This is a genomic window from uncultured Ruthenibacterium sp., from assembly GCF_963558415.1.
GTDB lineage: Bacteria > Bacillota > Clostridia > Oscillospirales > Ruminococcaceae > Ruthenibacterium.
Genome location: NZ_CAUWGY010000001.1, coordinates 18,159 through 35,464, shown reverse-complemented (window position 1 = coordinate 35,464; position 17,306 = coordinate 18,159). Strand labels below are relative to the sequence as shown.

The 17,306-nt window shown below is 49.3% G+C and carries 14 protein-coding genes; 9 read left to right on the top strand and 5 right to left on the bottom strand.

Annotated elements, in window-relative coordinates; genetic code table 11:
* Positions 1 to 6: 6 nt before the first annotated feature.
* Both AB5H98_RS00140 and AB5H98_RS00135 read left to right on the top strand, forming a co-directional pair.
* Entirely contained in the window at positions 7 to 1,248 is a 1,242-nt protein-coding gene (locus AB5H98_RS00140; protein WP_367923879.1) for a glycerate kinase, read from the top strand.
* Between the two features lie 17 nt (positions 1,249 to 1,265).
* Positions 1,266 to 2,372, top strand: a complete 1,107-nt coding sequence (locus AB5H98_RS00135) for a D-2-hydroxyacid dehydrogenase (protein ID WP_367923878.1) — start codon at positions 1,266 to 1,268, stop codon at positions 2,370 to 2,372.
* Between the two features lie 71 nt (positions 2,373 to 2,443).
* Here the strand turns inward: AB5H98_RS00135 and AB5H98_RS00130 are convergent, their stop codons facing one another.
* Both AB5H98_RS00130 and AB5H98_RS00125 read right to left on the bottom strand, forming a co-directional pair.
* The gene (locus AB5H98_RS00130) at positions 2,444 to 3,523 is read right to left on the bottom strand and encodes an ATP-binding protein (RefSeq protein ID WP_367923877.1); all 1,080 of its coding nucleotides are present in this window, start codon (positions 3,521 to 3,523) and stop codon (positions 2,444 to 2,446) included.
* Positions 3,513 to 4,202, bottom strand: coding sequence for a response regulator transcription factor (locus tag AB5H98_RS00125; RefSeq protein WP_367923876.1), 690 nt, complete (start codon positions 4,200 to 4,202; stop codon positions 3,513 to 3,515). Before AB5H98_RS00125 ends, AB5H98_RS00130 begins: the two co-directional genes overlap by 11 nt.
* Positions 4,203 to 4,360: 158 nt before the next feature.
* Here AB5H98_RS00125 and AB5H98_RS00120 point away from each other — a divergent pair, with 158 nt between their 5' ends.
* Genes AB5H98_RS00120 through AB5H98_RS00110 form a run of 3 tightly spaced genes read left to right on the top strand, consistent with a single transcriptional unit; the run spans position 4,361 to position 6,780 of the window.
* Complete coding sequence (locus AB5H98_RS00120; RefSeq protein ID WP_367923875.1) at positions 4,361 to 4,855, top strand: hypothetical protein; 495 nt, start codon at positions 4,361 to 4,363, stop codon at positions 4,853 to 4,855.
* Between the two features lie 42 nt (positions 4,856 to 4,897).
* Positions 4,898 to 5,956, top strand: a complete 1,059-nt coding sequence (locus tag AB5H98_RS00115; protein WP_367923874.1) for an NAD-dependent epimerase/dehydratase family protein — start codon at positions 4,898 to 4,900, stop codon at positions 5,954 to 5,956.
* Positions 5,953 to 6,780 carry an SDR family NAD(P)-dependent oxidoreductase gene (locus AB5H98_RS00110; RefSeq protein ID WP_367923873.1) on the top strand — a complete coding sequence of 276 codons (828 nt, stop codon included), beginning with the start codon at positions 5,953 to 5,955 and terminating at the stop codon, positions 6,778 to 6,780. Before AB5H98_RS00115 ends, AB5H98_RS00110 begins: the two co-directional genes overlap by 4 nt.
* Before the next feature lie 73 nt (positions 6,781 to 6,853).
* Here AB5H98_RS00110 and AB5H98_RS00105 read toward each other — a convergent pair whose 3' ends face one another.
* The 3 genes from AB5H98_RS00105 to AB5H98_RS00095 are packed head-to-tail and all read right to left on the bottom strand — an operon-like array spanning position 6,854 to position 11,367.
* The gene (locus tag AB5H98_RS00105; RefSeq protein WP_367923872.1) at positions 6,854 to 9,067 is read right to left on the bottom strand and encodes a glycoside hydrolase family 2 protein; all 2,214 of its coding nucleotides are present in this window, start codon (positions 9,065 to 9,067) and stop codon (positions 6,854 to 6,856) included.
* 12 nt (positions 9,068 to 9,079) lie between these two features.
* Positions 9,080 to 10,033 (bottom strand): D-2-hydroxyacid dehydrogenase, encoded by a 954-nt coding sequence (locus AB5H98_RS00100; RefSeq protein ID WP_367923871.1) that lies wholly within the window; start codon positions 10,031 to 10,033, stop codon positions 9,080 to 9,082.
* A complete protein-coding gene (locus AB5H98_RS00095; RefSeq protein ID WP_367923870.1) occupies positions 10,030 to 11,367 on the bottom strand; it encodes an FAD-dependent oxidoreductase in 1,338 nt (445 codons plus the stop codon). Before AB5H98_RS00095 ends, AB5H98_RS00100 begins: the two co-directional genes overlap by 4 nt.
* Before the next feature lie 385 nt (positions 11,368 to 11,752).
* Here AB5H98_RS00095 and AB5H98_RS00090 point away from each other — a divergent pair, with 385 nt between their 5' ends.
* The 4 genes from AB5H98_RS00090 (at position 11,753) to AB5H98_RS00075 (ending at position 17,030) form a co-directional block, all read left to right on the top strand.
* Positions 11,753 to 13,189: an MFS transporter gene (locus AB5H98_RS00090; RefSeq protein ID WP_367923869.1), complete on the top strand. Its 1,437-nt coding sequence runs from the start codon at positions 11,753 to 11,755 to the stop codon at positions 13,187 to 13,189.
* 33 nt (positions 13,190 to 13,222) lie between these two features.
* Positions 13,223 to 14,173, top strand: coding sequence for an NAD(P)-dependent oxidoreductase (locus tag AB5H98_RS00085; RefSeq protein WP_367923868.1), 951 nt, complete (start codon positions 13,223 to 13,225; stop codon positions 14,171 to 14,173).
* Positions 14,174 to 14,598: 425 nt separating this feature from the next.
* Complete coding sequence (locus AB5H98_RS00080) at positions 14,599 to 16,074, top strand: MBOAT family protein (RefSeq protein WP_367923867.1); 1,476 nt, start codon at positions 14,599 to 14,601, stop codon at positions 16,072 to 16,074.
* 14 nt (positions 16,075 to 16,088) lie between these two features.
* Positions 16,089 to 17,030, top strand: a complete 942-nt coding sequence (locus tag AB5H98_RS00075) for a hypothetical protein (protein ID WP_367923866.1) — start codon at positions 16,089 to 16,091, stop codon at positions 17,028 to 17,030.
* The last annotated feature ends 276 nt before the right edge of the window (positions 17,031 to 17,306 follow it).

The window sequence follows — 17,306 nt, the reverse complement described above, 5'->3', positions numbered from 1 at the left end:
GATGTCATGAATAGTACCTTGCGCCGCCATGCGGATGCAATCGTGAAGGAAGCTGTGGCGGCGGTGTTGCCTGATGAGGCAGTGCGCCGTGCTTTGGCACAGCATCCGCTGACGGGGAATGTGTACCTTGTAGCGGCGGGCAAGGCAGCGTGGCAGATGGCTCAGACAGCGTCAGATTGTCTGGGAACACTTTCAGGCGGTGTAGTTGTGACAAAGTACGGTCACGTGATGGGAGATATTCCGGGGTGTGTATGTTACGAAGCGGGGCATCCCGTTCCGGATGAACATTCGTTTTTAGCGACACGAGCGGCATTGGACTTAGTGCAAAGTGCGAAAGAGGGCGACACAGTGCTGTTCCTTCTATCAGGCGGTGGAAGTGCGCTGTTTGAACAGCCGCTCGTGCCGGGAAAAGAACTTGCAGATATTACACAGCAATTGCTGGCCTGCGGAGCAGATATTGTGGAGATGAATACGGTGCGCAAACGGCTTTCGGCGGTGAAAGGTGGTCGGTTTGCTCAGGCGTGTGCCCCGGCCAAGGTGTTCTCGGTGGTTCTGTCAGACATTTTAGGAGACCCATTGGATATGATTGCGTCAGGTCCCGCATGCCCGGATACGACCACTTGCGAGCAGGCATTGGAAGTTGTCAAAAAATACGGGTTGCAGCTCAGTGAAAGAGCGATGGAATGTCTACGTACCGAGACGCCGAAACAACTTGACAATGTGGAAACACAGATTACAGGAAGTGTAAGTGAACTGTGTGCAGCAGCCGCTGCTTCTTGCAGACGCCTAGGATACAAATCTGTAGTACTTACCGATCGCCTTTGTTGTGAGGCACGAGAAGCGGGAAGCTTTCTTGCCTCCGTCGCAAAAAGCCACGCGGATACAACCGAACCATTGGCATTTTTGGCAGGCGGTGAGACAGTAGTGCATCTGACAGGAAAGGGAAAAGGTGGACGAAATCAGGAACTGGCGCTTGCGGCGGCTCCCGGACTTGCGGGAATGAAAAACGCGGCAGTGTTCAGTGTGGGATCGGACGGAACAGACGGTCCCACGGACGCGGCAGGAGGATACGCAGACGGCGACACCTGTGCGGTGCTCACACGATGCGGTCTGACGGTACACCAAGTGCTAAGCGCAAACAACGCATACCCAACACTTAAGGCGGCTGGTGGTTTAATCGTCACTGGACCGACGGGTACAAATGTCAATGATATTGCCGTTGCACTGATTACTCCAAATAAAACATAAGACGAAGAGGGATTTTTATGCCAAAACTAAAAAAGGTCGTCACAACGCTTTGGTACAACAAAGACGATATGCATACGCTGCGCCAAGTGTTTCCCGATGCAGATTTTCGATATGTTGATTTTTATGATACGCAAAAACTGGAACAGGAAGTCAAGGATGCTGATGCAGCATTGATTTTGGGAGATGTTCCCACCTGTTTATTGGGTGAAAATACCTTGAAATGGATTCATTGTGACCATGCGGGGCTCAATGGTTCTGCGCGGCCCGAGGTGTTTGCTCGAGGTATTCCCGTGACGGGAGCGGCCGGGCGCAGTGCACCTGTTTTGGCAGAACACTGCATTTATTTTATGCTGCAACACTGCTATCACACCAAAGAGTTGCTGGCGGCACAGGAAACCGGACATTGGGGCGTTGATGGTTCAAACCAGTGGCGCGGGTTGTATAGCCGTACGGCGGGCATCATTGGAATGGGTAATAATGGCCGTATGACGGCGGCGCGATTGAAGGCGTTCGGTATGAAAGTAATCGGATACGACCGATATCCCATTTCCGACAAAAGTCTTGTAGACGTTGCACTGTCTGAGGCGAACGGCGATACAATCCGTCCTTTGCTGGAGCAGTCGGATTTCGTAATTCTGACGTTGGCTCTCACGAATGAGACATATCATATGATTAATTATGACACCATGAAAGCAATGAAGCCGGGAGCATTCCTTGTAAACATGGCACGCGGTGGCATTGTGTGTACCGAGGACCTAATGCGTGCTCTGGACGAGGGACACTTGGGGGGCGCGGGACTCGATGTTTTAGAGGAAGAACCGTTGCCGTCTAATCACCCTTTGTGGCATTATCCAACCGTGTACATCACGCCTCATTGCACTCCGCAGGTTCCACACCGAGCAGGACGAAGCATTGAAATCATTCGGGAAAACGCCCGACGTTTAGAAGCAGGTGAACCGCTGCTCAATCTGTTGCGTCCCACGGACGCGGTTACTGCTCCGGAGGGAGCTGGTGGCTGGGCCAAACTTCTAAATGCTTGCCTGACCAAAGAACAGGCTTCCAAGATTGATTTGGAAAAATATCTGGGCAAACGAGGCTGGAGTGATCCGTCCGAATGGATGTGAGACCGCACAATATGCAAAAAGACCCGACAGATACTCTGTCGGGCCTTTTTGCGTTTTGTGTAAAGAGCAGATCAGGTGACGGTAAACGGAAGAGAGATTTCGAACGAACTTCCATTGCCAGGGCGACTGTACACCGTGACCGTTCCCTGATGCAGATCGATGATTTTTTTCACCATGGCAAGGCCTAGTCCATTGCCCTCAGTCCGATGACTTGTGTCGCCTTGGTAAAAACAATCAAATATTCTTGCTTGTGTTGCCTCGTCCATACCGGGGCCCTGATCTGTCACAGTCACGGTTACGGCGGTTTCGTTTTGGCACAGCACCAGTACCACGGTGCCTTTATTGGGGGAAAATTTGAAGGCGTTGTCAAGCACATTTAGCCATACTTCTTTCAAAAGCGCAGCATTGCCTGTATAAACGCATTCGGTTTCGAAAATTTGAACCTCGAGGAGAATCTCCTTTTTGAGAGTCCACTTCTGTTGAACCAGCATGGCGCTCTGCCGGAGCTGTTCCGATAACGAGAAGGGGGCGGTGTCCCTTAGAATTGTCTGTGCTTCCACGCGTGAGAGCGCGAGCACATGGTCAGCCAGTTCTGCAAGCCGGTGACTTTCCGCGCTGATAATACCAAGGTATTCGCGTCGTTCTTCATTGGACATGTCTGCATCGGTCAAAAGGAGGTCGGCAAATCCGCCCAGCGATGTGATGGGAGTTTTGAACTCATGGGAAAAGTTGTTGATAAAATCTCGACGCAACATTTCTGTGTTTCCTAGTTCTTCAGCCGCCGTGTTGAATGACCGAACAAATTCGCGCAGTTCAAGTGGGCGCATCCAGCCTTTGCACGTCATACGCACCGTGAAGTCCCCAGTTTCCAGTCGTTGCATGGCAGTGACCATTTGACGTACCGGTGTCAAAATTACTTTCTGAATCATCACTACCATACTGATAGCAATCAGAATGGACGCAGTATACACTACAATCATTACGGCTTCCGGGCGTAGCATCGTCGTCAGGTCAATCCACCCGAACTGAGAGGCAAGCCATCCCATCAGCGCTGTCACAACCAGCACCGCAAGGAGAATAAAAAACAGGTTGAACACCAAAAGAACCGTGAGATTAAAGGTGAATAGACTCTGTCTGAGTTTATTTCGCATCGCAGATATCCTTTCTCACTGCGCGGTAACCAAGTCCGCGTACCGTCTGAATTTCAAACTCCGGCCAGTCGAAAAACCGACTTCGAAGTCGGTTGATGTGTACGTTGACGGTATGACCATCGCTGTCGGAATCCATTCCCCAAAGTTCGTCAAGGAGCTGTGCACGCGTGAAGGTGCGCTCTGGATACGCAAGCAGTTTATAAAGCAATAAAAATTCCTTCGGCGGAAGCGTCTGCACTTCATATCCCCGTCGCACAGTATATGTATCGTAGTCGAGCGTTACATCCCCAAGCGTAATTTTGTGTTCGTATGCAATGCGGGCACGCCGCAAAAGGGCTTTGATACGCAAAAGCATTTCTTCCCGGTCTACAGGCTTTGTAATGTAATCGTCGGTGCCTACAAGAAAACCTTGGTACTTATCCTCTGGAAGAGATTTTGCCGTTACCATCAAAATAGGCAACATACTGCCACTGTCGCGAATTACCTTTGTCAATGCAAAACCGTCCATGTGTGGCATCATCACGTCGCAAATGAGCAGATCAATCTGTAAGTGGTCCAGCTTTTCCAGAGCATCCGCTCCGTCTGCCGCACACACAGGGTCATACCCGGCGCGGCGCAGAATGGCGCAGAACAGACGGCTCGTTGCGGCATCATCTTCGGCAACCAGAATCCGGAACATCCAATTCCCTCCTTTTATATTTGGGTACCATATCACAGAAAAATCAACAGAAAATCAACGGGTTTGTTGACTTCTCCTTGACGTTCCTCGCGTAAAATGGCAGTCGTTGGATGAGAAAACATTCTCATAAATTACGAAAATCTTTTGGGAGGAACACCATGAACAAAAATACATATGCTTTACTGAGACAGCAGGGGTATGAAACAGTGTTGAAAGAAATCAGAGAAAATCCCGCCGCACATAGCAACTTTGAAAACATCATTAAAGAACGGGTATACCGCTGGTGGGCTGGCTGGAAGCCTGACTATGAGGGATGGCTCGCTTGTGCTGACAGCCTGTATGCAGAATCGTGTGTCATCGACGCAATTGGCGCTGAACCGCAAGTTTATCGAGACTATCGTGCCGCAATGAAGCAGCAGCGAGATGCCTTTGAAATGGATATGGGGCCCATTCAAACGTGTGTTGTTGACGGCGATACCATTGCATTCAATTATAAGATGTATATGATTGCCAAAGCTGATATGGGAAGGTTGAAAAAGGGCGATCATGTTACATTGAAGGTTTCGGAATTCAATACATTCGCACAACCGAAACATGGCGAAGAACCGATGGTGGTTCATCTTCAGTTAATTGCAAGCGGTCTCAATCTTTAAGAAAAATCGCTCTGTGTGGTAAGCAAAAAGGAGAATTTATCTATGATTACTGATACAATAAAAGCCCGACAAACGATTTATCTCATAACCGGTGCAGCCGGTTTTTTGGGCGGTACCGTCTGCCGCCAGCTCGTCGCGCGCGGCGAACGTGTACGAGCCTTTGTTCTACCCGGAGACCAGGCGGAAAAATACGTTCCGGGCGAGGCGGAAATCTGTGAGGGTGATCTGACTGATCAAGCGTCTCTACGCCGCTTTTTTGACGTTAAACCGGGAGTGCGCATCCGTGTCATCCACTGTGCGTCCGTCGTCACCGTCAACCCCGATTACAATCAGAAGGTTATGGATGTGAACGTCGGTGGCACTGAAAACATAATCGACTGCTGCCTTGCTTCGCCCGGCTTTGAAAAACTCGTCTACGTCAGTTCCACAGGCGCAATTCCCGAACTGCCAAAAGGCCGAAAGATTACAGAGATAAGCCACTTTACACCGGAGAAAACACCAGACCTTGTGCGCGGTTGTTACAGCCAGAGCAAGGCGCTGGCAACACAGGCTGTGTTGGACGCAGTGGAACGACGGCGTCTGAATGCCTGCGTGGTTCATCCCTCAGGCATCATGGGACCAGAGGATTATGCTGTCGGCGAGACCACTGGTACGATGATTAAAATCATCAATGGTGAGATGCCAGTGGGCATTGACGGTACGTTTAATCTGTGTGATGTACGCGATCTTGCCGCAGGCTGTATTGCGGCGATGGACAAAGGCCGGGTGGGTGAGTGCTATATTTTGGGCAATAAAGAAGTACGATTTAAGGATTTCGCAAAACTGGTCGCAGAGGAAGCCGGGTGCAAGGCGCCCAGTCTGTTTCTTCCGTGCAGCATCGCGGGGGCGATGGCTGGTCTTGTGGAAAAACGCGCAAAAAGGAATGGAAAAAAACCACTGCTCACCACGTTTTCTATCTACAATCTTGCACGAAACAACGACTTTGATTCGTCCAAAGCCCAACGGGAGCTGGGGTACCATACACGCAGTTATCGCGAGACAATGCACGACGAAATCGCGTGGTTGAAGGCCACTGGAAAGATTGGAGCAGTGCGTGTATGAACAAAAAAAATGTTTGTGTGATTACTGGCGGCAGCAGCGGAATAGGATTGGCGACAGCCAAACAGATGGGACAAAAGGGGTATTCGCTAGTTTTAGCAGCACGCACGCCTGCAAAGTTGAATTCCGCAATTGCGCAGTTACGCGCAGAAGGAATTAGCGCGCAAGCATGTCGCTGTGATGTAGGTGATTGGGAAAGCGTAAAAAATTTAGCGGCATTGGCACAAAGCAATGGTACGGTTACAGCAGTGCTGCACATCGCTGGAATGAGCCCACACATGGGAGATGAAGAGGCGATTTTGCGTGGAAATGCATTGGGGACAATTCATATGCATGATGCGTTTTATCCCGTGTTAGACAAGGGAGGTTGCATAGTGGATACCTCTTCTATGTCTGCTTATCTAGCGCCAAAGTTTATCATGCCACAAAAAGCCTTCGCACTGGCAAAGACGGACCGAAGCGCCTTTCTGGACAAGCTGCTGAGCCGTATCAGAATGCTTCCAAAGAAGAGTCGGCCAGGAGCTGCATACGCTATCAGCAAATATTTTGTGATTTGGTATGTTCGCTGTGAGGCTGCACGCTTTGGCACACATGGCGTGCGTGTGCTGTCGATTACACCCGGAAATTTTGATACTCCCATGGGGGCACTGGAACAAAAGCAAGCACAGAGCTACCTGCGCTTCAATGCCCTGAAACGCTCGGGAAAACCGGAGGAAATTGCGACACTTTTCGCCGCTGTGAGTGATCCCGAGATGGGATATCTGACTGGGTGTGATATTCTGTGTGACGGCGGATGCGTAGCAGGAAAACTTTGCTGCAAACTATGAAACACATCCGTTTAGTGGGAGACCAGACAAACAGCCGAAGCACCTTGCTTGAAGATGCTTCGGCTGTTTGGGTTCAGTTGCGAGGAATTTGGTTAAGTGCAGCGTTTAACTGCTTGACCATCGCAGGTTTGACAGCTTTGCCCGCCTGTTTCAGAAGTTTTTCCAGTGGCATTTTATCCATCTGGCGCTGCACGGACTCGGGTAGTGTGACACTCTTGGCTACATCACCATAGCTGGCCGATACCTGTGCCATCATTCGCTGAAGCATCGCAGCGCCCGCCGGGCTCTTTTTGATATCCTCCATTGTGTCGAGAATGGAGTAATACCCTTCACGAATGATTTCATCCGCTCGGTCAAACCAGTTGACGACCTCGCCGCCATCCGCACGGTAGGCCGGGTTCGGTTGTGCAGCTTTTCGTACGGTGATAGAATCGCTCAGACCGGTTGTGCCGCAGTGCGCTTCGATTTTATGCTCCCCGATGATGGGCACTTCGAATCGGAAAATGCGGTACCCTTCCATGGTAGAAAACACGTGACCATCTATCATAAGTGTCACACGCGGTTGGTTTGAGTAGACCTTGATTTCCGTCACATCTTCTGTGCGGTCCACATATCGCCGTCCACAGAGGTGCACAAACGGCTCGTCCGACAAATATGCCTTATAGAGGTAGAAAGCGTCTTTTTTAGTTTGGCGGTCAAAAGTCACAAGTCCTTTCTGATTCTGACCGGGCTTTCCACCCTCATCCCGTCCGTCGGCGGCAAAATCGAACATGTTCCAACAGTGCATGGCCCAGATGTACGGGCGTTCTTCCCACATTTTCAAAAGATGTTCGTGGTACACGCACTGATATGGTTCTGACCAGTCTCCTTTTTCCGGCGTGCCGTTCTGGTAGGCAGGATTGGCATCCGCACCGTATTCCGACAGACCAATCACTGTATCCGGATGTTTCGCGTGGAATTCATCGAACCACTCGTCATTCTGGGTGAGTTCGCCCAGGTACCAGCCGTAGTACAAGTTGTAGCTTCGGATGTCGGTCGCTGTGACAAAGGAATCGTCCATGTCCAGCATAAATGCGTGTGCCATGGTCGTTGGGCGTGTTGCATCCAGCTTGTGGCACAGCTCGTTCAGTTCACGATGGTTGTCGACCATGTCTTGGGTTACACCGCCTGAGGCGGTAATTTCGTTTGATAGGCCCCAACACACGATGGACGGATGGTTGTAGTTTTGCACCACAAGTTCCGTCATTTGGCTAAGTGTATTGGTGCGGCCACGATCCATGTGTTGGGTGATATAGGGGATTTCGGCCCAGACAATAAGACCGTTTTCATCGCACAAATCGTAAAAATGCTGTGCGTGCTGATAATGTGCCAGCCGCACAGTATTGGCGCCCATCTCAAGTAGCATCGCCATGTCTTCGTCATGTTCTTTATTGGTGAGAGCGCTGCCTAGTCCCTGTCGGTCCTGATGGCGCGCCGCACCACACAGACGCAAAGGTTTGCCGTTCAAAAGGAACCCGCATTGGGCGTCAAAGTCGATGGTGCGGCAACCAAAGCGTGCACAAACTTCATCGCCACTGTTCAAACGCGCTATCACTGTGTAAAGATAGGGATCTGCCTTTCCGTTCCATAAATGTACCGGATCAAGGAAAAATGCGGTTTCTGCCTTTCCATCTTTAACGGGAACCTCAGTTGTTTGCCCCGCAAGGTCAAAGCACACTGTTGAGGCATCACCTGTTATCCATGCTTCCACTGTAATCTGGGCGGAGGTTCGCGCTTGATTCAATATGGGCGTTACCTTGAGACCATTTCCACCAAAATAATCAAGTGCAAAATGCGTTTGAGGTACTGACACAAGCCGCACCGGGCGATAGATTCCGCCGTAAAAGGTGAAATCTGCCTTCTGAGGATAAACTCTATCATTCGCAGAATTGTCCACGCGCACATAAAGAACATTTTCTCCGGCTGTCAGACCATCAAGCCGAGCGCGGAATGTGGAGTATCCGCCGTCGTGTGCAGCAATCTGCCGCCCGTTCAAAAACACCTGGGCGCTCATGGCCACACCTTCAAACTCCAGCCACAGTTCTTCGCCGTCTTCAAGGGGCGGTGGAGTGAAGCTTTTTGCATATCCGCAGACTCCGCGGTAATAATCGTTCCCACCATCCGTACCGTCTTGTGCATTCCATGTGTGTGGTAGAGTGATAGATTCGCCATGTGCGAGTACCTGCGCTGCATCGCAATCCTGTTTTAGAAAATACCAATTATCATTCAACGGTGTTGTCTTTCTCATTCCGGTTCCTCCTCAGTTGTTGACAACATTTTGCGGGTGTCCCTGTACAAATGCGCGGATGTTTTCTACCGTGCACTCCAAAATGCGCCGGCGGCATTCTACTGGCGCCCAAGAAATGTGTGGCGTGATGATGCAGTTTCTGGCGGACAACAAGGGATTGTTCGCAGCAATAGGTTCTTCATCGACCACATCAAGCCCCGCCGCATATACTTTTCCGCTGTTGAGAGCATCGGCCAGATCCTGCTCTACAATAAGTGGACCCCGCGAGTTGTTCAAGATGATCACACCCGTTTTCATTTTGGCAATGCTCTGACGGTTGATGATTCCCTTGGTCTGAGGAAAGAGCGGACAGTGCAATGCAATGACATCCGAACGCGAAAACAATTCATCGAGAGAAACAAATTCCGGACCGTTGCCGGGTTGAGAATCGTACGCGATTACATCCATGCCGAGCGCCGCAGCAATGCGCCCCGTCTGTCGGCCGATGCGGCCGTATCCGATGATTCCCATGGTTTTGCCAGTCAGTTCAATTAACGGCATATCCCAGTAACACCAGTCTGGACTTTTGCTCCAGCGACCAGCGTGAACGGTGTCGCTGTGGTAGCCGATGTGTCCGCAAATTTCCAAAAGTAGTCCGATGGCGAATTGTGCTACGGCATTTGTGCCGTAGCTTGGAACATTTGAAACAGAAATACCATGGCGGCGTGCCTCGGCACAATCCACAATGTTGTATCCCGTTGCCAGAACCGCAATGAATTTCAGATTTCGGCACGCGTCGATGACTGCTTTTGAAATGGGGACCTTGTTGGTAACGGCCACGTCTGCATCTCCGATGCGCGCTGCAATGCAGGCTTCGTTCAGAACGTCTGTGCGGTCATACACCATCAGCTCACCCAGCGCCTCTAGAGGCGCCCAGGAGAGGTCGCCCGGATTTTCTGTATAACCGTCCAGCACTACAATTTTCATATTTTTATACCTCCAGGATTACATTTTGCGCAAGCTGCGGTAACACCTGCGGCCTGTCCCATTACCATACAACCGACGGTGTTTCGTGTGGACATGTGTGCGGTGATGTCCTCAGTGACACAGCGTCCGGCCATGTACAGGTTGGAACATCCTTTTGGCAGAAGCATTCGGTACGGAAATCCATAGTATCCCGGCTCACGCACAAAAAGCTCTGGGTGTTTGGGTGCAAGGTCATGAAAGCCGTACAGACCAATCTCATCATCAAACCGTGCGGCGTTTGAAATTTCATTCTGGGTAACTGTTTTATCGCACACGGTGATGCGGCTGGCACGCACGCCGAGTTGTGTTGCTGCCCATGATAAATACGACTGCTCAAAACCAGGTACACAGGCCTTGAATGCCTGTGCCATGCGCAAGGCTTTGACACGAGACTCGAGTTCGGCGCGGCTGTATGATGCGGCGTCCGTTGCGTCAATCTTTGCACCTTTTGAGTTATTAATATACGTGGCATCTCCTTCATGAAGGGACTGGATGCTGGTAAAAAAGCGAATATCCATATCGCTTAGCGCTCTGTACTTGTCAGGGTGGCGCTGATGCGTGAAGGAAATGCGCCGTGTCTTGCGCCCGTCAGCAGTCGGTTCTGTGGGCATGGAAAATGCTGAGTCGGCGTTTTCGGCCAGAAAACGGTCAAAGTCGATGCCGGCCATACCGAATACCAGGCCGGTGGGAGCGCCACTGACTTTGTCGTAATCTTGCCACGTCTCAATTTGTTCCAACCCGGCAAAGCGTGCGATGTCGCCGTCGCCTGAGGCGTCGATGTATTGCTTTGCGACCACCGCGCTGCGACCGTCTTTGTTTTCGATGAATGCCGCCGTGATGAAATCGCCATCAATAGAAACACCACAGAACATCGTTTGAAGAAGTACTGTTACGCCTGCCTCCAGCAACAATTCACTGATAACGCCCTTATATGCCTCGTGGTCGGCAACAAAGCGGTACCCGCTGCGGTAGTGATCTTCCGGTGAAAGCATGAATCCTGTGGCGCCATTTTCTTTTGTTATACGTTCGGCAAGTTCATAGGGGATTCCGCCCACAATCCGTTTCGATTTTGAAGAATTCTCATTGCAGGAGAAAAAACTATATGTTCCAATTCCACCATTTGTATATGTGCCGCCTGGCACGGGTGTTTTTTCAACAAGAATCACTTTGGCTCCCATACGAGCGGCGGCAATGGCGGCGATGCATCCGGCGGTGCCCGCTCCAGCGACAAATACATCCGCATCAATTATCGGTGTACGGCGCTCAGGTTCCATTAGAAATCGCAAATTCGACATAAGCACAACCTCCTGTGTAAAATCTGATGCAAAGATGAGGAGTAACTTTTGTCGTTATTGTACAGAAGGCATTTTTAAAGCGATATGCTTGATTTCGTGTTTATGTTTATATTTTCGTGTATAAATTATATTTGAGTAAATTTATGTTTAAAAAAACTAAAATGTGCGTATTCATTTTTCTCAATCCATGATACATTTTCCATAGACCTTACGGACAATTTGATTCTGATTCTGTTGAAATTGCAGAATCTGCGAGCGCGTTTTTGTGGCGTAGACCCGGGTGCACCACAAAGCGAATCGCTTTCCGAAACCGTTTTGCAGCGAGCAAATCCCATTTGACCTGCAAGGCAAAGTCAACTATCATAATCAGGAGGAGTCAAGAGTAATGAGCGAAAACACAAAATTACAGGCGCAAGCGGCGTGGGACCCTGCAGACGTCCACGCCACCAAACTGCCCCCGCTGTTCACGCTGCGATGGATGACCCGAAGCCTATCTATGGCGATGGTCAACATCGTGTTGATGCAAATCACATTCTATACTACGGACACATTGGGGCTTAACCCCGTGATTATCGGTATGCTAATGTTGGGCGCGAAGGTGTTCGACGCTTTTACCGATTTGATTGCAAGTTACATTATTGACCATACGCACACGCGTTGGGGCAAGGCCCGTCCATTTGAGTTATGCATCGTACCAATCTGGGTGCTGGTAGTGGCACTTTTTTCCGCACCGGATATGTCCGACACCGCAAAGTATGTTTACATTTTCGTAGTGTATGTTCTGTTGTCGTGTGTGTTCATGACTTTCCTAAATACGCAGGACTCTACATATCTACGCCGATCCCTGCGTGGTGGCCAACGCATCAGTAAGGTGCTCAGCCGCAAAGGGGTATTGCAAATGCTTTTGAGTGGTCTCGGCCATGCAGCGTTGCCTCAACTCATTGTGATGTGGGGCGATCAGCCCGGCGGTTGGACGAAAATCACACTGGTTTATGCTGTCCCCATGATGATCCTTGGCCTTGTCCGTATGCTGACAATCAAAGAGCTTCCAGAGAACGTGCTGAACGGAAACAAACCGGTGGAGAAAAAATCTGAAGAGCCGAAGCTCGATTTTAAAACCAGCGTGAGCGCTTTGTTCCGCAACCGTTATATGTGGATGGTTGCTGGCATGGTTCTGGTTTGCCACTTCGGCCAGAACATCGTTTCGGCTGTCAACACCCACTTCTTCAAATATGTGGTTGGCGACGTAGGCTTCATGTCCTATATCTCTCTCATTGGTGTTTTGCCCACTTTCCTTGTTCTTTTTATGCCTGCTGCGATTAAGCGCATTGGCGCAATCGGGTTTATTCGTATTGGCTTGTTCTGTTCTTTGACAGGTTTTGCACTGGTGGGAGTGTTCTCTCGCGTATTGCCGGTCGTCATTGTCGGTCAGGTGCTTGGAACCGCCGGTCTTGGTCTGTTTACCACATTCAGCAGTTTCTTTGTTATTCAGTGTATGGCTTATGGTGAATGGAAAACCGGTTATAAGTTGGAGTCTATGATGGACGCTATGCCCAGTTTCGCCACCAAAATTGGTCAGGGCGTGGCAGCCAGCCTCGCTGGTTTCGGACTGACGCTTATCGGATTCAATTCTGAACTTGAGGTTCAGTCCACGTTTACACAGGGCGGCCTTACTGCTATGGTTTCCATTGTTCCGCTCCTGTTTGTCGTACTAGCTTTGGTACTTACTCAAATGTACCGCCGTCTCGATAAGAATATCATGAAGGTGGACGAGGATCTGGCAAACGGTATCCACGCCGATACTTCTACATTGAAACTGTAAAGGTCAAATACATTTAAAAGGAGCATCATTAATATGAGTAAAGTCGTCCTTTTGGAATCTCTTGGAATTTCTGAGGAAGAACTTTCTGCACGTAAGGCCCCTTTCGAGGCACAAGGGCATACGTTTGTCAGCTATCCCCGGACGACGGACATCCCGACATTGATTAAAGAATCCAAGGATGCAGACGCGTTAATCCTCGCCAATATGCCGCTTCCCGGTGAGGTGATTGAGGCGTGTGAGAAGCTTAAATTTATCGATATTGCTTTTACAGGCGTTGATCACGTTGGCTTAGATGCAGCACGTGCCAAAGGCGTGACAGTCAGCAATGCTTCTGGTTATTCCAACCAGGCCGTGGCGGAACTGGTGCTTGGTATGACGCTGTCCTTAGCACGTCGTCTGGGTGCGGTGGAGATGCGCTGTCGGACAGGAGGTACAAAGGACGGACTTGTGGGCTGGGAACTGAAGAATAAAACGATTGGTATCATCGGTTTGGGCAACATTGGCAGGCGTACAGCAGAGTTGTTCCGTGCGTTTGGTTGTACGGTGCTTGCGCAGAGCCGCACGCACCATGCTGATGCGCCAGAATTTGTTCATCAGGTCAGTCAGGAAGAGTTGCTCAAAAAATCGGATGTTGTTGTTTTGCACTGCCCATTGAATGATTCTACACGCGGAATGATTAATGCGGAAAAACTGGCTATGATGAAGCCGACAGCGCTGCTGATCAATGTGGCACGCGGACCGGTGGTTGTAAGCGCCGATCTTGCCGATGCACTGAATCGCGGCATCATTGCGGGTGCGGGAATCGATGTCTTTGACAAAGAGCCGCCTCTGGATGAATCTGAGCCGCTTCTGCATGCCCAAAATTGTCTTGTTACGCCGCACGTCGCGTTTGCGACAAACGAATCTATGAGCCTGCGTGCTGAAATTGTATTTGACAATTTGGATGCATGGCTTGGTGGAACTCCGAAGAACTTAGTGAAATAATGGCCTATCCGCGTAAAAGCAGCCGCTATACCAACGTATGGCGGCTGTTTTTTGTTAATCAAAACCTTTTGAAGATGAAAAGAGAGAAGTTTGCCGTTGAACGGATGCAAACGCTTTGCTCTTGTGCAGCACACGGAGGAAGGCAAAAGGATTTTGTATCACTGTCGTTTTTGAATGTTTTAAACGGTATCTGATTCGAAAGGAAATGAAGATTGTCCATCTGAAGATGGGAACATTATTCGTTCAAAAGGGGCCAAACTTCAAAAATAACTCTTGATATGATACAATTAAAAAACATATTATCGGTTATGCTTGCAGTGTCTGTGAGAGAAGCCGATTTGTACTGTGTAAACGGTGAAATGTCCAGTAAAGACTGGTAGCCTTCGCGAAAGCTGCTAGGCATTTTATATTCAGGAGGGAAACCAATGCTTTTCAATTCTTGGCAATACATGGTGTTTTTGCCGCTTGTAGTATTGCTGTATTACTGCTTGCCCCACAAATGGCGTTGGGGACTTTTACTTTTGGCGAGCTACTATTTCTATATGAGCTGGAACGCCAAATTGGTTGTCCTGATTGCCGCTTCCACGCTTTCTTCCTGGGTGTTTGCGCTTTTGATTGAGCGGTCATCCCAAAAATCTCGACGGCGCATTTTCCTTGTTCTGGGAGTTGGCGTCAGCCTAGCTCTTTTGCTTTTCTTCAAATACTTTAATTTCCTTAGTAATAGCCTCACCGCACTTTTGCGGGCGTTTTCCTTGCCTGTGGATGATTTCACCATACAGGTGATGCTGCCGGTAGGAATAAGCTTTTACACTTTCCAAACTCTTTCGTATGTGATTGATGTATACCGCGGCCACCTCGCCGCGGAAAAGCATCTTGGTATTTACGCACTATATGTCAGCTTTTTCCCTCAGTTGGTCGCTGGACCGATTGAACGCGCTTCCAGCCTTCTGCCGCAGTTTCACGAGCAACACAGACCCAATGCCGATAACATGAGCTGGGGACTGCGGATGATTGTTTGGGGATTGTTTAAAAAAATTGTGGTGGCGGATTTCTGTGCACAGTATGTAAATCTGGTCTATAACGACCTTGCTACCTTTGGACCTGCCGCCTATGTGATTGCAACCGTTCTGTTTGCTTTCCAGATTTACGGAGATTTTTCCGGATATTCGGATATTGCGCTGGGAAGCGCCCGAATCCTTGGTTTTCACCTTATGGAAAATTTTCGAAGTCCGTATTTTGCACGCAGTGTGCGGGAATTCTGGCGTCGTTGGCATATTTCTCTGTCCTCTTGGTTTATGGACTACATCTATATTCCGTTGGGCGGAAGCCGCGTAAGTACCGGTCGACATTTGGCCAATTTATTTATAACATTTCTGGTCAGTGGGCTTTGGCATGGTTCCAAATGGACCTTTGTGTTATGGGGAGCCGCTCACGGGCTTCTGGTAATATTTGATGTGTGGTTTCTTCCCATTCGAAACCGCTGGGAAAAGCGTCTTCGCAAGCCGGCTGCCATTGGCACATTCCATTTTGTGCAGACAGTTGTGTGCTTTGCTGTGGTGTGTTTTACTTGGTCTCTTTTCCGTGCCAACAATATGGCAGATGCCATCACCGTTATCACGCATCTTCCTTTGGCAATCTTTTCGCCTGTGCAGGGATTTCGGGATGCGCTTGTCTCCATGGGGCTGCAGCCGCTGGTCCTTGTGCGTTTGGGTATCAGCTTGGGGGCTGTGCTTTTATTTGATTGGGTTTACTATAAAAAGGGAGATCCTTTGCTGCTGTTGGCGCGTGCACGTGCACCCTGGCGTTTCGCACTGGGTTATGCGGCGGCACTGGCCGTGCTTGTATGCATGCTCACAGTACCGGAAGGCACTGCTGTCGAATTTATTTATTTCCAATTTTAAAGGGAGGAGAAGACATGAAAAAGTTTTTGGTAAAGCTTTTTGCTTTTGCGCTCTGTCTTCTGCTTCCGTTTGTGGGATATTTTTCGTGGATACAGTCAAAACCGGCCGCTTATACCGGAAGCCTGATGGGTTCCGTACACGTCAAATCTCGGCTTTTAGAATCTACTCCCGGAGCGAGAATCATTGTTGTAGGTGGGTCGAGTGTACCTTATAGCATCTGCTGCGAAACAGTGAGCGAAGCGGCCAACATGCCTTGTATCAACCTCGGCGCAACAGCGTATCTGGGACTGGAGTATTATACGGCTTTGCTTGAGCCCCTTGTGCACGAGGGAGATATCATTGTGTTCGCCCCAGAATTTTCTATGTTTGAAAATGTGGTCAGTTATACAACCGCCTGGATGGCGGTAGAAAACGATCTTTCGCTAATAAAGGCGCTTCCACTGTCCTATTATCCGGATATGATTCAGAGTTTTTATTCCTATTCTCGTCAGAAGTTGGCGATGCTGGCACAAGGGGAGATGCAGTCTTATAAAGAAGAATATGAAAGTTTTGGATTTGGACCGTGGGGAGACCTCACCTTTGAGAGAGAAAACATTTTGGAAGATAAGTACAATACACAAGACTGTCGCGCAGTTGACGCCGATACACTTTCGCCGCGGGTAATCAACGCTTTGAATCATTTTGCAAAAAAGGCGCAGGAAAAAGGTGCGCGTGTGTGTATTACCTTTGCCCCGTTCAACCAACTGGCGTTTACCGGTACACAGGAAGGGCTTTTGGCGTTTGAAAACAAGCTTACCGAAAGTTGTGGCACAATCCCGGTCATTAGCAGCGTACAGGACAGCTTGATGGACGAAAATCTTTTTTTCAACAGCAACAATCACCTTAATAGTGAGGGAATGACGATTCGAACAGAAAAATTGATCGATGATCTTCGAAACGCGGGATTCATACAGTGAAAACCACTGAGGATGACGTTTCCCTTGCATTGCATGTGAATCAGGCGTAAGCGCATGGACATTTAATTGTCCATGCGCTTATTTTTTGCAAAAGAAGTTTTTAATTTTTGCTTTATTACTGTGGGGGTTATACCGGTGATTAGACAATCAGCGATATTGGTACACTTGCATAAAACAATTCCTTTGATGACGTATAAAACATAGAAAGTTGTACGCAGGAATTGACACAGGCTTAAAAGACGGTACAATTAAAGAAAAGCGTGTACGTTAACGCAA

Coding starts and splice junctions, on each gene's coding strand:
- AB5H98_RS00140 (WP_367923879.1), top strand. CDS start 7: ATGAATAGTACCTTGCGCCGCCATGCGGATGCAATCGTGAAGGAAGCT.
- AB5H98_RS00135 (WP_367923878.1), top strand. CDS start 1,266: ATGCCAAAACTAAAAAAGGTCGTCACAACGCTTTGGTACAACAAAGAC.
- AB5H98_RS00130 (WP_367923877.1), bottom strand. CDS start 3,523: ATGCGAAATAAACTCAGACAGAGTCTATTCACCTTTAATCTCACGGTT.
- AB5H98_RS00125 (WP_367923876.1), bottom strand. CDS start 4,202: ATGTTCCGGATTCTGGTTGCCGAAGATGATGCCGCAACGAGCCGTCTG.
- AB5H98_RS00120 (WP_367923875.1), top strand. CDS start 4,361: ATGAACAAAAATACATATGCTTTACTGAGACAGCAGGGGTATGAAACA.
- AB5H98_RS00115 (WP_367923874.1), top strand. CDS start 4,898: ATGATTACTGATACAATAAAAGCCCGACAAACGATTTATCTCATAACC.
- AB5H98_RS00110 (WP_367923873.1), top strand. CDS start 5,953: ATGAACAAAAAAAATGTTTGTGTGATTACTGGCGGCAGCAGCGGAATA.
- AB5H98_RS00105 (WP_367923872.1), bottom strand. CDS start 9,067: ATGAGAAAGACAACACCGTTGAATGATAATTGGTATTTTCTAAAACAG.
- AB5H98_RS00100 (WP_367923871.1), bottom strand. CDS start 10,033: ATGAAAATTGTAGTGCTGGACGGTTATACAGAAAATCCGGGCGACCTC.
- AB5H98_RS00095 (WP_367923870.1), bottom strand. CDS start 11,367: ATGTCGAATTTGCGATTTCTAATGGAACCTGAGCGCCGTACACCGATA.
- AB5H98_RS00090 (WP_367923869.1), top strand. CDS start 11,753: ATGAGCGAAAACACAAAATTACAGGCGCAAGCGGCGTGGGACCCTGCA.
- AB5H98_RS00085 (WP_367923868.1), top strand. CDS start 13,223: ATGAGTAAAGTCGTCCTTTTGGAATCTCTTGGAATTTCTGAGGAAGAA.
- AB5H98_RS00080 (WP_367923867.1), top strand. CDS start 14,599: ATGCTTTTCAATTCTTGGCAATACATGGTGTTTTTGCCGCTTGTAGTA.
- AB5H98_RS00075 (WP_367923866.1), top strand. CDS start 16,089: ATGAAAAAGTTTTTGGTAAAGCTTTTTGCTTTTGCGCTCTGTCTTCTG.